The organism is Parendozoicomonas sp. Alg238-R29, assembly GCF_947331445.1.
GTDB lineage: Bacteria > Pseudomonadota > Gammaproteobacteria > Pseudomonadales > Endozoicomonadaceae > Sansalvadorimonas.
This window is the reverse complement of record NZ_CAMZOG010000015.1, coordinates 49,055-62,206: the sequence shown is the minus strand read 5'-3', so window position 1 is coordinate 62,206 and position 13,152 is coordinate 49,055. Positions and strand designations below refer to the sequence as shown.

The 13,152-nt window shown below is 48.0% G+C and carries 17 protein-coding genes; 12 read left to right on the top strand and 5 right to left on the bottom strand.

Annotation, left to right across the window (positions count from 1 at the left end):
• The 3 genes from QMA35_RS05975 to QMA35_RS05965 all read right to left on the bottom strand — a co-directional run.
• Positions 1-462, bottom strand: a 462-nt coding sequence (locus tag QMA35_RS05975) for a DUF4372 domain-containing protein (RefSeq protein ID WP_281646226.1), incomplete at its 3' end; no start/stop codon positions are given.
• A 95-nt stretch (positions 463-557) separates the two neighbouring features.
• On the bottom strand, positions 558-1,043 hold the full coding sequence (locus QMA35_RS05970; RefSeq protein ID WP_281646225.1) for a hypothetical protein: 486 nt from the start codon (positions 1,041-1,043) through the stop codon (positions 558-560).
• A gap of 20 nt (positions 1,044-1,063) precedes the next feature.
• Positions 1,064-1,888, bottom strand: a complete 825-nt coding sequence (locus QMA35_RS05965; RefSeq protein WP_281646224.1) for a hypothetical protein — start codon at positions 1,886-1,888, stop codon at positions 1,064-1,066.
• 283 nt (positions 1,889-2,171) lie between these two features.
• On the opposite strand from QMA35_RS05965, the gene QMA35_RS05960 reads away from it, so the two are divergent.
• The 7 genes from QMA35_RS05960 to QMA35_RS05930 all read left to right on the top strand — a co-directional run bounded on the left by QMA35_RS05960 (position 2,172) and on the right by QMA35_RS05930 (position 5,367).
• A complete protein-coding gene (locus QMA35_RS05960) occupies positions 2,172-2,603 on the top strand; it encodes a hypothetical protein (RefSeq protein ID WP_281646223.1) in 432 nt (143 codons plus the stop codon).
• Positions 2,600-2,899: a hypothetical protein gene (locus QMA35_RS05955; RefSeq protein WP_281646222.1), complete on the top strand. Its 300-nt coding sequence runs from the start codon at positions 2,600-2,602 to the stop codon at positions 2,897-2,899. The genes QMA35_RS05960 and QMA35_RS05955 overlap by 4 nt, the downstream gene beginning before the upstream one ends.
• Positions 2,884-3,279 (top strand): ATP-binding cassette domain-containing protein, encoded by a 396-nt coding sequence (locus QMA35_RS05950; protein ID WP_281646221.1) that lies wholly within the window; start codon positions 2,884-2,886, stop codon positions 3,277-3,279. The genes QMA35_RS05955 and QMA35_RS05950 overlap by 16 nt, the downstream gene beginning before the upstream one ends.
• The gene (locus tag QMA35_RS05945; RefSeq protein ID WP_281646220.1) at positions 3,267-3,461 is read left to right on the top strand and encodes a hypothetical protein; all 195 of its coding nucleotides are present in this window, start codon (positions 3,267-3,269) and stop codon (positions 3,459-3,461) included. Before QMA35_RS05950 ends, QMA35_RS05945 begins: the two co-directional genes overlap by 13 nt.
• Positions 3,458-4,561 (top strand): HlyD family type I secretion periplasmic adaptor subunit, encoded by a 1,104-nt coding sequence (locus tag QMA35_RS05940; protein WP_281646219.1) that lies wholly within the window; start codon positions 3,458-3,460, stop codon positions 4,559-4,561. The genes QMA35_RS05945 and QMA35_RS05940 overlap by 4 nt, the downstream gene beginning before the upstream one ends.
• Positions 4,545-4,679 (top strand): hypothetical protein, encoded by a 135-nt coding sequence (locus QMA35_RS05935; protein ID WP_281646218.1) that lies wholly within the window; start codon positions 4,545-4,547, stop codon positions 4,677-4,679. The genes QMA35_RS05940 and QMA35_RS05935 overlap by 17 nt, the downstream gene beginning before the upstream one ends.
• Positions 4,680-4,863: 184 nt before the next feature.
• Complete coding sequence (locus tag QMA35_RS05930) at positions 4,864-5,367, top strand: hemerythrin domain-containing protein (protein WP_281646217.1); 504 nt, start codon at positions 4,864-4,866, stop codon at positions 5,365-5,367.
• A 53-nt stretch (positions 5,368-5,420) separates the two neighbouring features.
• Here the strand turns inward: QMA35_RS05930 and QMA35_RS05925 are convergent, their stop codons facing one another.
• A complete protein-coding gene (locus tag QMA35_RS05925; protein WP_281646216.1) occupies positions 5,421-6,110 on the bottom strand; it encodes an SDR family oxidoreductase in 690 nt (229 codons plus the stop codon).
• Positions 6,111-6,247: 137 nt separating this feature from the next.
• Complete coding sequence (locus tag QMA35_RS05920) at positions 6,248-7,084, bottom strand: hypothetical protein (RefSeq protein ID WP_281646215.1); 837 nt, start codon at positions 7,082-7,084, stop codon at positions 6,248-6,250.
• 265 nt (positions 7,085-7,349) lie between these two features.
• Between QMA35_RS05920 and QMA35_RS05915 the strand changes: the two genes are divergently transcribed.
• The 5 genes from QMA35_RS05915 (at position 7,350) to pepN (ending at position 13,080) form a co-directional block, all read left to right on the top strand.
• A complete protein-coding gene (locus QMA35_RS05915; RefSeq protein ID WP_281646214.1) occupies positions 7,350-8,231 on the top strand; it encodes an NAD(+) kinase in 882 nt (293 codons plus the stop codon).
• Between the two features lie 145 nt (positions 8,232-8,376).
• Positions 8,377-9,246 (top strand): rhomboid family intramembrane serine protease, encoded by an 870-nt coding sequence (locus tag QMA35_RS05910; protein WP_281646213.1) that lies wholly within the window; start codon positions 8,377-8,379, stop codon positions 9,244-9,246.
• Between the two features lie 15 nt (positions 9,247-9,261).
• Positions 9,262-9,522 carry a DUF1315 family protein gene (locus QMA35_RS05905; RefSeq protein WP_348650931.1) on the top strand — a complete coding sequence of 87 codons (261 nt, stop codon included), beginning with the start codon at positions 9,262-9,264 and terminating at the stop codon, positions 9,520-9,522.
• A complete protein-coding gene (locus tag QMA35_RS05900) occupies positions 9,522-10,379 on the top strand; it encodes a DUF2797 domain-containing protein (protein WP_281646211.1) in 858 nt (285 codons plus the stop codon). Before QMA35_RS05905 ends, QMA35_RS05900 begins: the two co-directional genes overlap by 1 nt.
• Positions 10,380-10,437: 58 nt before the next feature.
• Positions 10,438-13,080 carry an aminopeptidase N gene (gene pepN, locus QMA35_RS05895; RefSeq protein ID WP_281646210.1) on the top strand — a complete coding sequence of 881 codons (2,643 nt, stop codon included), beginning with the start codon at positions 10,438-10,440 and terminating at the stop codon, positions 13,078-13,080.
• The last annotated feature ends 72 nt before the right edge of the window (positions 13,081-13,152 follow it).

Here is a 13,152-nt window from a genome sequence, read left to right as displayed (position 1 = left end):
CGGGTCATACACCGTATGAAGCTTTATGCCGCCTTTGGTTTTTCGGAAATGCGCCCACTCAAACTGGTTCAAATTTAAGTCAATGGTCGTGGAATCAATCAGGCGAACCATATCACTGGCCGCTCCCCGAGGCAGATGGCTTCTGACCTTTTGTAATAGAAAGAAAAAGGTTTCTGAGAAAATGCCAACCGCCCGGGTGCTGTTAGCATCTGACAATGAAGAACGCTTTATGCGAGAGACACCCAAATGATAATGGTGATTGTGGCAGGTATTAAAATTCTCAACCAGATCCCGAATGGAAACCCGGCTGGCCAGTTGAGCAAACATCATGGCAACGAGCTGAGTCCAGCATGACAGAGTCCTGATGCGATGATCCCCGTTGTGGCGATCAACGACCTTCTGAAACTGGTGACGTGGGATTGTTTTGAGTAACTGTTGGAAAACGCTGTTATGATGCTTCATGTCTGTCTTTTTTGTTTTGTGAAATAGCTGTCTCGACAACCGCTATTTTACCGCAAACCACTAAAGACAGACATCTCACGCCTTTCTCGATTTTTTTAACCGGACAGCAGTGGCTGTTTATAGGTTTTACTGGCATCCTCGCCACAAAGTGATGGGCTCCTTAAAACATCAGGAGCCCATTTCCGGCCAGCAGTGGAGTTGACCGTATGGAGATGGGCTCGTGCTTCTGCTGCTATTTTCAGGTTTGGTTGTATTCTAGTGAGAAGTTGTTGCCTCTGCTTTCTCAGCTGTGTTCTTTCTGTGTCTGGTAAGTCAGGGTTGGCCATGTCTTGCCAGAGTTGTTGGGCAGTATTTATATCTCGCTCTAATTGTGGGATGTTGAGGCGAGTTAATAGACCTTTCGCAGCAGTAAAGGCTGGGCCAGTCTGGCCGGTGAGAATATCCGATTGCAGACGAGCCATCACCTTGTTGTAGAGGGGTGAATGGGGTGAAAATATGCCTAATACGTGAAGATTTTGGGCAGTAAAATAATCCGGTCTGTCTCCAGTCGCCGAGTGTTGTTGATCGACTCTTCTTTCCATATCCATTACATAAGCAACTATTAATGGATAGTTTCTGGGAGTTGCGAGGTACCCTTGCTGAACTTGATGAAATTCATCAGGTAAGTGTTCTTCAAACTGTTCAGAAGCTCGGTTGTTATATCGATTCCGGTTTGGTCATACAGGCGTTTTTGCTGAGTGCTGGTAAAGTGTTGCTCCAGCATAGTGTTAAATGCTTCGAATTCCTGTACAGAATCTGGATCTTGCAGGGCGCAGCTTTGAGTGGCCCTCATATACAGCTTGGTATCAGAAACACTTACCGATGGGTACTTGGCCTTTAAACGATTCATTTCCTCTCTGGCCATTGCAAGGGATTGTTCGTGCTTGAGTTCCAACGCTATCAGAGACTGTTTCGGTTTTACATGAATGGTGTCGGTGTCATCCGGCAAGGGACGTTCTTCCACGGGAGGGATACCACTGGGTTCAGGAGAGAGGTTATCAGGCCTGTTAAGGGGAGAGGGCCAGTGCTGTGTTAGAGGAGGGGTTTGCCTTGATGCCAGAGTGAACAGTGAACGTCTTTCCCGCTTGGAAAGAAAAGGGAATGTTCCATCCTGAATGACATAAACCAAACGCAGTTTTAAATCCTGAGAGGCTGTATGGCTGGTAAGGGTTTCCCGGGCCTGCTCATGAAGAGATCTATGAGCTTTCCGATTGAAAAGTGTGTTTTTTAGCCAGAGTTTCAGGCTCCAGCGCTGTGCGACAGTGACAACTGTTTGACCCTTCTGGTTTTTGACCTTCAGACGTCCTTTTGACCGGCCAGCTCTGGAAAAGGCTTCTAGATTTCGTGCCACCAGATCATAATGACCAGCACCTTCTGTTCCTAACATGGCTACACTCCCGGTAATCATTCATCCTTAACCAGAAAGTGTATACACAAATGCATGGGTGATTGCCTGAGCGGCAGGAGAACATCGAATCAGGTTCTGTGATTAGTGTGACAATCATCGTTTCGCCATATCTCTGAAATATTTGCCTGCCAGAATGGCTGTGGATCGCGAAAAAGGATATTGCGTGTGTTCACTGACCAGAATGATGATAACCCTTCGGCCTTAAGAGCGCTCAAGCAGAGTGGGGACAGTGCTTGGCTTCAGCTTTTTCCTGAATCTGCTGATGCTCACGGTACCGCTTTATATGCTGCAGGTTTACGACAGGGTTTTAACGGCAGGCAGCGTGCCGACGCTGATAGCCCTTACCGTTGTCGCTGTAGGGCTCGTTGCTATGGCCAGTCTACTGGAATGGGTTCGAAGCCGCCTGCTGGTAAGGCTTGCTGGATTTCTGGAAGGTTTTCTGGAAAAACCTCTTCTTCAGCTCCTCCAAGGCAAGAGTGACCGGGAAGGCAAGCAGAAGCTTTCTGATATGGATCGGGTATCAGGTTTTCTCGGCGGGAGCGGCTTTCTTGCGCTGTGTGATGCACCATGGTTACCGGTTTATCTTCTTGTTATTGGTTTTCTTCATCCTGTGCTCGGCATTATCGCAGCCTGTGGTGCCATTATTCTGGCAGCTGTCGCGTTGTTGTCGGAACGTGTGACTCACGTCCATTGACCACGGCCACGAGATTACGAGGTCATGCCAGTTCTTTTGCCGATCAGGCTTTGACGAATGTAGATGTTGCCCGTGCCATGGGGATGGCTGATGGTCTGGTCAGGCATTGGCAGGAAAAACGTTATCAGGCGGGTTTGAGTCACCACCATGCCAGTGATCTTGGGGAGGACTTTCAGGCTTTAGGGCAATTTCTCAGACCAGCCTTGCAGGTGGCGATGTTATGCGCTGGTGCTGAACCAGCAGATGACCGCCGGGGCAAAGCGCTTCAAGGAAAAGCACTTTGGCAAGACTATTGACTGGGGTATGGGAACCATCATCCGGAGCGGTGCGACTTGATGGTGGAGATGTCAGCCGCTGGGGTCGGAGTGAACTTGGTCCCTGGATGGGTTATTTGCTCCAGAATGTTGAGCTGTTCCCCGGAACTATCAGCGACAATATCGTCAGGTTTGGCAATGTCGATGCTGAAGCTGTGGTAGCTGCTGCCCGGCAGGCAGATATTCATGAGTTAATCCTGTCGTTGCCTGATGGGTATGAAACCGTGATTGGTACCGACGGTTATCACCTCTTCGGTGGCCAAAAGCAACGTGTTGCTTTGGCCAGGGCGATCTATGGACAGCCTTGCCTGGTGGTGCTTGATGAACCCGATGCCAATCTTGATCAGCAGTGGTTGCACTGATTAATGTGCTGGAACAATTGAGGCGACAGGAAGCAACTGTCGTTATCGTGACTCATCGTTCTGCATTAGTTGACTGTGTCGATAAGGTTCTGGTTCTCAAGAAGGGTTGCATTGAGCATTTTGGCGATGGGAATCGGAAATCAACCAGAGAATCGCAGCAAAGCAAGGACGTTATCGCATGACTGTGAGTAATTCCTATAGTGCACCATCACGTTATATTTGGATTGGCACAGCTGTTGTACTGGCCACGTTTGTTGGTTTTCTTGGCCAGTCAGCACTGGCAAGTTTGGATAGTGCTGTATTGAGTAGTGGAAAGGTCACAGTGCATAGCCAACGTAAAGCCATACAGAGCCTGCAACCAGGAAGAGTTGGTGATATTCAGGTTGCTAATGGTGATGTGGTGAAAAAGGGTGATGTCCTTGTTCGTCTGGATGATATCCGTGCTAAAGCTGGTTTGGCTACTCTCGAAGACAGCCTGTTTTATGCTCAGGCGACAAAGGTTCGGGTTCAGGCTGAAATTGAGAATAATCCAGCAGTGAGTTTTCCGGAGTCTCTGCAGGAGAAGGCGCGTGCCCGTGTACACCTGTCTGATGCGTTATTGCTGCAGGCGCGGTTGTTTCATGAACGGCAGCAGTCTTATAAAGGTAAAGTATCAATAGTTGAGCAGAGAATAGAAAAAATAGGTGAGCAGATTGTTGGCTTACAAGGCCTCCGTAAAGCCAGTGGGAGACGTCTGAATGTCGTTCAGGAAGAGCTGGTAGGGCTGAATAAACTGCTGGACCAGGGCTACATTCAAAAAATGACTGTGAATGCATCTCTCAAAGAAGAAGCTGATCTTGAAGGGAAGGTCAGTGAATATCTGGCAGATATTGCAGGGGAGGAGACCAGTATCACCGAGGCCCAGCTAGAAATTCTGCAAATGAAACAGGATTGCCGGGAAGCATTGGTCAGTGATCTAAACAGCACTGTTGCCCAGATTAATGACCTCACCGAAAGGGTGGGGGCTTCTCGATATATGTTGGAACACTTTGATGTTTTGGCTCCTGCGGATGGGATCATCGTTGATAGACAGATCCATACTGTTGGCGGAGTAGTGAAAGCGGGCGAAACCTTGATGGAATTAGTGCCAGAGCATGATGCACTCATCATTGAAGCTCGTATGAATCCTATGGATGTGGATGAGGTGCATGTTGGTCAACCTGCTCGGGTACAGCTAACAGCTTTTCCTCAGCGAACAACACCGCAGTTAAATGGACGTGTGATTTATGCTATCTGCAGATAGCCTGATCGATGATGCCACACAGGAGCCTTACTATCTGGTTCAGATAGAGGTATCTGTCGATGAAATTCATCGATTGCAAGGGAAAGCCTTCAGCCTGGAATGCCAGCAGATATTATGATTTCTACGGGAACCCGTACGGCATTGGAATATCTTACTCAACTTTTAAGGGACTCTTTTAATAAGGCTTGGCGTGAGTCGTAATTTCGTTTTTATTTGGAATCTGTCGTCAATTACTTATCTGGTTTCGTGGAATGCCTTCTGTTTAGAACTATAGATAATAGTGGGCTAAACCAGAGGTGTTGATGATGAAGTGTGCCAATAATAATTATTTTGATGGTGTTTCCATTGAGCCAATGGGGTTCGTCTCTGTGTATCCCGGTTTTTCTGGTTACGATGAACGATTGACAGATGTTCTTACCAAAGAGCATACAAAATTATTAGCAAATTATATTGAGCTTTCTTTAGGCATCCAGAGAAGAGCTGCTGATGTGCAGGTTCAGCTAGATCAATTTCTGACAGAACTGGAAAATCACTTTGTGCTTGAGGATTCAAAACTGTATCCCCAGTTAATTAAGGGGCTGACGGAGTGTCCTTTTTCACAAACGATAATCTCCAGTATCAGTGTTCGCATGCATGAAACCAGTCAAAGAATTTCTTCGTTTGTCCAGGCAGCGAAAACAAAGGGTCTTGACCACAAAGATAATCACTTTGCTGCGCGCTTTTCATCAATAGGACAGACTTTGAGGGAACGAATTGAGCTGGAAGAGAATGTTTTGTACCCGATTTATCGAGATCTGGCGAACTAAACTAATGGAGCATTAGCAGGCAGTGGCATCTCTGCCTGCTTCGTCTTCGCTAATTACCAATCGATGTTCGAACCATCGTAGTTGAAGAACTGGCCTGAGTTCTCTGCATTCAGGTTTTCAATAACTTTCCGTAAACCGGTAACTGATGTCTGGGTATCGATTAACGCATCAGGGCCGCCCATATTGGTTCTTACCCAGCCAGGGTGGCAGATAACAACAGAGAGGCCTTTGTCTGCAAGATCATGGGACAGGCTTTTGCCAACAGCGTTAACCGCGGCTTTGGAGGAGCGGTAGATATAGCTGCAGCCACTGGTGTTATCGCTTATGCTACCCATTTTGCTGCTGATCAGGGCGATCTTTGCACCTGCGGGCAGCAAATCCACCAGGGCTTGAGTCACCATCAACGGAGCTATGGTGTTGACCTGCAAAACCCGCATCCACTCCTCTTGATTGACCTCACCAAAGGGCAATCGCTCACCGTAAATACCCGCATTGTTAATTAGAAGATCTATGAGTTGTCCCTGAAGCTGCCTATGAAGCCGGTGTAAATCTTCCTGCTGTGTAACATCCGCCGTAATAAGGGTGAGGGTATCGGGGTATTTCTCAGAGAGAGTGTGAAGCTGCCCAGATGGTGTACTGCTTCTTAGTACGGCAAAAACAGTTTCCCCTGCTGCAAGGTACTGTTGGCAAAATTCCAGTCCTATACCACGGTTTGCCCCGGTAATTACAATGGTCTTTGGCATGCTGTGTCCCCCGTTAATATTCACAAGAGTTTAACTGCCGTTTGTTGTTAATGCCCATTGTCTTGAAGTTGTTTGTTTGAGGGTAGAAACAAAAACCGCCCCTGGAGGTTGGGGCGGCTGTCAGTGATGTGCTGGATTTAAGCGGTGCTGTCAGTCTCCGAAATCGGAGTGTCAGCATTTACCTTTTCTGAGATCAGCGCCAGATCTTTTCTCAGATTGTTCTCAACAATCTTTACCTGTTTCAAATTATCTAGAAGCGAATTCATCTTATCGAGCTGCTTCTTCAAGCTCTGTAAAGCTTTCAGCTTACTTTTATCTCTCTTGCTTGGGTTTTCGAGAGCAGACATGGCTGTAATGTTCTTCTCCAGGTGTTCTTCAAGCCCGCTGGTATGGGTTAACAGTGTTGGTTGAAGGTAGTCGACACCAAAGCCCATGTTTTTCTGTGCTTTCAGAAACAGGCCATCAGTGCGGTTCGCGGCCTTCGTATAAGCTATCTGAGCCTTCTTCACATTCGCGGCTGCATCATTAATTTTATCCTGTAGAAGCGTTTGTGGAGTCAGGCTGCGAATAGTCCTGATACCTTTAATTGCGCCAACCGTTCCACCAATGCCTGTCCCGGCAGCAAGACCAACTATTACGCCTGCAGGGATTGCTGCGATATGCATGGAAAACGCGGCTGTTACTGTTCCACCGATAAGTCCTGTAATGCCACCAATCTTGGCTCCTTTTACCGCGCCACGATAAGTGTGCTTGAGGAATAACTTAACTTTCTTTTTCCAGGTGATTTTGTAGTCATCCAGCAGCTTCTGCTTTTTAAAAGCCGGAACATCGGAGTTATCTGACTTTCGCGTCATGGGCTCCACGTTGGACAAACGCTGTACTGGTGAAGTGTTTTCAGCGGTTGCTGCTTCAGGTGTGCTCACCCTTAATGGGTCGGCAAATGGATGCTGAATAGACTCTGAGCGTGATAACATGGCGATCTCTCCCTGTAGGAATCAAATTGAATTTGTATTGTTATGTTTGAAGTATTGTCAGGGCCCGGGAGAGCTGCCATAGACCTTTGGTCGCAGGTAGTACTTAGGTCTTAGGCGCCTGGGGAGCTTTTTGGTGCTTTAATTTCAGTGGTTGATAAAAGACAAATGGACTTGCTTCCTGACCTTCGCCGATAATAAAGAGTAATAATCTCCAGCCACCCTTTGGCTTGGGCAAACAGGAATCTCGTAAAAACTTCCGGCATTTATGGAACAATTCAAACATATAGGGGTTATAGGGCGTCAGGGCAGTGTTGAGGTAGTGGACACGCTTAAACGCTTGAAAAGCTTTCTGCTTTCCCGGGATCTCCATGTCATTCTTGAAGAGCCCATGGCGCAGTTGTTGCCCGGGCATGGCCTCCAGGTCAGCAGTCGTAAGATGATGGGAGAGATCTGTGATCTGGTGATCGTTATTGGCGGAGATGGCAGCCTTCTGGGTGCAGCCCGGGCATTGGCGCGCCACAATGTTCCGGTGCTTGGTGTTAACCGTGGTAGTCTGGGATTCCTGACTGACATTCAGCCAGATCATCTGGAAGAGCAGGTGGGCGATGTTCTTGATGGTAAATATGTTGTCGAGAGCCGTTTCCTTCTGGAAGCCACAGTGAAACGTAATGGCGAGCCTATAGGTCATGCTGATGCGTTAAATGAAGTGGTGCTGCATCCTGGTAAGGCTACACGGATGATTGAATTTGAACTGTTTATTGAAGGACAGTTTGTTTACAGTCAGCGCTCCGATGGTTTGATTATTTCCACGCCGACAGGTTCTACCGCATATGCACTGTCTGGCGGTGGGCCCATTATGCATCCCCGTCTGGATGCTTTGGTGCTGGTGCCAATGTTCCCCCATACATTGAGCAGTCGTCCACTGGTGATTGATGGTAATAGCGAAATCAAGATTGTTATCGGTCGCAAGAATCCCACTTACCCGCAGCTTTCCTGTGATGGTCAGGTGCATATTACGGCGGCACCGGGAGATACTCTCTCCATCCACAAAAAACCATTTAAATTGAGATTGATTCACCCACTTAATCATAATTACTACGAAGTCTGCCGATCCAAGCTAGGCTGGGGTAACCGTCTCGATACCTGATTTTTTCTCTGCTGCTGTTGTCTACGGTGGCAGAGCTTTTCTGAATTGAACTGCTTTTTCTGAATTGAACTACTTTTGGCTCTGTTTTGCGCCGACTTTTCTGGAGGCGCAGTATTAACAGAGTTTTGATCCAGGACTTATGGATATGATCCGGGTTTTTGACCTTCCTTCTGAAGATGATCTTCTACCGTTCTCGGCTTTTCTCTGGAAGCAGAGTATTCCCCATCGTATTACCGAGAAAAGAGGGCGGCAGGTGCTCTGGATAGAGCATCCTGAGCATATGTCGCAGGTATTGTCATTCTATCAGGAATGGAAAGCCGGGATGTTGCAGCTGGGCAAAGTGAAAGTGTCCTGGAAGTCCTCGGCCGGGCTGGTAACAGGGCCGCTGGCCAACTGGAAGAAAATGCCGGCGACTTTGCTGTTTATGCTGTGCTGCCTGGTTGTGGCTGTTGTCACCCGACTTGGGGGTAACGAAACACTGGTTGCTCTGTTTACCATGGCAGATTATCGAATCGCTGGTGGTTACATTCATTACGCAAGTTTGACTGCGATGCTGGAGCAGGGGCAATTCTGGCGATTGGTTTCTCCCATATTTCTTCATTTCGGTATTTTCCACTTCCTGTTCAATATGCTTTGGCTGATGGACTTTGGCTACAGAATAGAAAGCCGTCATAAAACACCGTTCTTAATATTGCTGGTCTTGGGTGCCGGGCTGATTTCTAACATTGTTCAGTTTGTGGCTATGGATGGTTATCCGCTATTTGGCGGCATGTCGGGAGTGATTTATGGTCTGCTGGGTTTCTGCTGGATTCGAGAAAAGCAGGAGCCGGGTTTGTATGGCGTTCCTTCAGGTATTTATCTGTTTATGTTGCTGTGGCTGGTGATCGGTGCCACTGGGATGCTGGATATTTTCGGGTTTGGAAAGATTGCCAACGCTGCTCATACCGGAGGATTGTTATCCGGTGTTGCCGCGGGCTGGCTGTTCAACCGATTTGCTGGTAGAAAGGCAGGATAATTCAAAAAGGGGGTAATCATGGATTTTGAACAGCTGTTGTCCACCCTGACACCAGAAATTGTTGCCAGTATGAAGCGCGCTGTTGAACTGGGGAAGTGGCCTGATGGTCGTGTTTTAACTCAGGAGCAACGGGAGCAGAGCTTGCAAGCTGTGCTGGCCTGGGAAGCCCGCAACCTGCCAGAAGAGCAGCGTATTGGTTATATGCCTCAGACCTGTAAAAGCTCAGAACAAAAACAGGAAACTGAGCCAACCATTCTTCGTTTTCAGGATGCCTGATGTCCACTGCCGTGAATGACACAATTGAACTGACCGGAACAGTCTCCAAAATGCATACCGAGCTGGGCGAAAACGGCCAGCCAGTTTCTTACCGATTACCAGTGGGTGATGAGAGTGTTTCCCTGAATGATGTTCTGGGTAGAAAAATGCGCTTGGAGCATACCGGTAATATTTTCTGTACCCATTGTAATCGCAAAACCAAAAAGAGTTTTAGCCAGGGTTTTTGCTGGCCTTGTTTTCAAAAGCTGGCTTGCTGTGACAGCTGCATAATGAGCCCGGAGAAATGCCACTATCACAATGGCACCTGCCGTGAGCCAGAGTGGGGCGAAAAGTTCTGTATGACCGGGCACGTTGTTTATCTTGCTAACTCGTCTGGGTTAAAGGTTGGCATTACCCGTGCCAATCAGGTTCCTACCCGTTGGATTGACCAGGGTGCGGTTCAGGCTTTACCCATTCTGCGCGTGGCTACCAGGCAGTTGTCGGGGTTTGTTGAAGATATGCTGCGTCAAGATGTCAATGACAGAACCAACTGGCGCGCTATGTTGAAAGGGCAGGCGGCAGAGATCGATCTTGAACAGGAGCGTGAGCTGCTGCTGGATAAGTATGCCGATGGTATTGATTCCTTATTGCAGGAGCATGGTTTGCAGGCGGTTCAACCGGTGAGCGATGTAGCGCCTGTAAATATTCACTATCCTGTTACTGAGTATCCAACCAAAGTAACCTCGTTCAACCTTGATAAGAACCCTGTTGCGGAAGGTGTTCTGATGGGCATCAAGGGTCAGTATCTGATTTTCGATACCGGCGTAATCAACATCCGCAAATACACCGCTTATGAACTGGCGGTAGCGATTCACTAAAAGTGACATGAGTCAAATGCAAAGCCACAAGTTTTGCATTTGGCGTTAAGGAGAGAGCATGAAAGACGCGCAACCCCGGGCTATCTATCTAAAAGATTATCAGCAGCCTGACTATTGGATAGATACCTCCGCGCTGACTTTTGAACTCGGTGAAGAATCGACGCTGGTCACGTCGACTCTGAACTTTCATTTGAACGATTCCAGGCAGCACGACACTCTGCCACCTCTACCTCTGCATGGTCAGGAGATGGAACTGGTCAGTGTTGCTATTGATGGTGAGGTGATTCCTGCGGACCAGTATCAGGTTGATAAGGAACAATTGGTACTGCAGCCAAAATCCGACAGGTTTGAAACCACTATCGTGACCCGCATCAAGCCCCAGGAAAATACCTCTCTTGAGGGCTTGTACCGTTCCAGCAGTATGTACTGTACCCAGTGTGAAGCCGAAGGCTTCCGCAAGATTACCTACTATCTGGATCGCCCGGATGTGATGTCTGTATTCACCACCACGGTGATTGCCGACAAAGAAAAATATCCTGTTCTGCTTTCTAACGGCAATGCTGTTGATCGTCAGGATTTGGATAATGGCCGTCATCTGGTGACCTGGAACGATCCGTTTAAAAAGCCCGCTTACTTGTTCGCGCTGGTGGCCGGCAACCTGGATTTTATTGAAGATAAATTCACGACTATGAGCGGCCGGGAAGTCACTCTGCAGATCTTTACCGAATCCCACAATATCACCAAGTGTGATCACGCTATGCGCTCTCTCAAAAAATCCATGAAATGGGATGAGGACGTGTATGGCCGGGAATACGATCTCGATATCTTTATGATCGTGGCGGTAGATGACTTTAATATGGGAGCAATGGAGAATAAAGGTCTTAATATCTTTAATTCCTCTGCTGTGCTGGCTCGTCAGGATACTGCTACTGATGCCGCCTTCCAGCGTATAGAGGCGATTGTAGCCCACGAATATTTCCACAACTGGTCTGGTAACCGAGTGACCTGCCGCGACTGGTTCCAGCTGAGCTTGAAAGAAGGTTTTACTGTTTTCCGGGATGCCGAGTTCTCTGCGGATATGAACTCTCGCACAGTGAAGCGTGTGGAAGATGTCAACCTGCTGCGTAGCCATCAGTTTGTCGAAGATGCTGGCCCAATGGCTCATCCCATTCGCCCGGATTCCTTCATTGAAATTAACAACTTCTACACCCTGACGGTTTATGAGAAGGGCGCGGAAGTTGTGCGGATGATTCATAACATTGTCGGCAAAGACGGTTTCCGCAAAGGTACTGATCTGTACTTTGATCGTCATGATGGTCAGGCCGTTACAACAGAAGACTTTGTAACGGCTATGGAAGATGCCAATGGCGTTGACCTCACCCAGTTCAAGCGCTGGTACTCTCAGGCTGGTACACCGGTGCTGGATGTGACCGACGACTATGATGAAGAGAAGCAGGAATATCGCCTCACTATTCGCCAGAGCTGCCCGGCCACTCCAGGGCAAAAAACAAAACTGCCTTTCCATATTCCAGTAGAAGTCGGCCTGTTGGATGGCGAAGGGGAACCCATGCCGGTTACCTCAGAAGGAAAAACAACTCTGATCCTTGATCTTAAAGACGAAGAACAGACTTTTGTCTTTACCGGTATGGATGAGCGTCCTCTGCCGTCTTTGCTACGTGGTTTCTCTGCTCCGGTTCGTCTGAACTATGACTACAGCCGTGAAGAGCTGATCTTCCTTATGAGTAATGATGAAGACGGCTTTAATCGGTGGGACAGTTGTCAGCGTTTGGCTATTGATGTTTTGCTGGAGTTGGTTGCTGCTGTTCAGGAAGGGAGAGAGCTGGTTGTCGATGAAAGTCTGATCAATGCTTATCGTCAAGTGTTGTCTGACACGTCTCTTGATAAGGCAATGGTGGCCGAAATGTTGAACCTGCCATCAGAAACTTATCTGGCTGAGCAGATGGATGTGATTGACGTTGATGCTATCCATCGGGCGCGGGAGTTTGTGAAGCAGCAGGTAGCCGTTGGGCTGCAAGATCAGTTATTGGCAACCTACCAGCGTCTCAACATCGAAAAACTTTATCGCCCGGAAGCTGAAGATATTGCTGAGCGAGTGCTCAAAAATACCTGTATGGCTTATCTGGTTGAGCTGGATGATGTTGTGGGTGTTGAGCTGGCCAAGAGTCAGTACGCTGCAGCCACCAATATGACTGACACCATGGCCGCGTTAAACTGCCTGATTCACGCGACTCATGAAAGTGCTGCGCCAATAGTGGGAAAAGCTCTGGCTGAATTCGCTGAGAAGTGGATCGGCGACAACAATGTGATGGATATGTGGTTTGCTGCTCAGGCGGGTAGTCCACGCACGGGTAAGCTGGAAAAGATCAAAGAGCTGATGGAGCACAAGGCGTTCGATAAAAAGAACCCTAACAAAATGCGCTCTGTTGTTTCTGTGTTCTGTGGCCGTAATTTAGTGAACTTCCATGACTTGTCTGGATCAGGTTATGAATTCCTGGCCGATGAGGTTATTCGTGTGGATACGTTGAACCCTCAGTTGGCAGCAAGGCTGATCAATCCGATGACGCGCTGGAAGCGTTATGATGAAAAGCGTAGGGAGCTGATGCAGAAAGCTCTTAAGCGCATTCAGAGCCATGATCTTTCTGCCGATATCTTTGAAGTGGTGAGTAAGTCTCTGGCATAAAGTGCCAACTATATTGACGAAAGAAACCGGCTGAACAGGCCGGTTTTTTTATGGTTTGTGTCGTGTATAAAA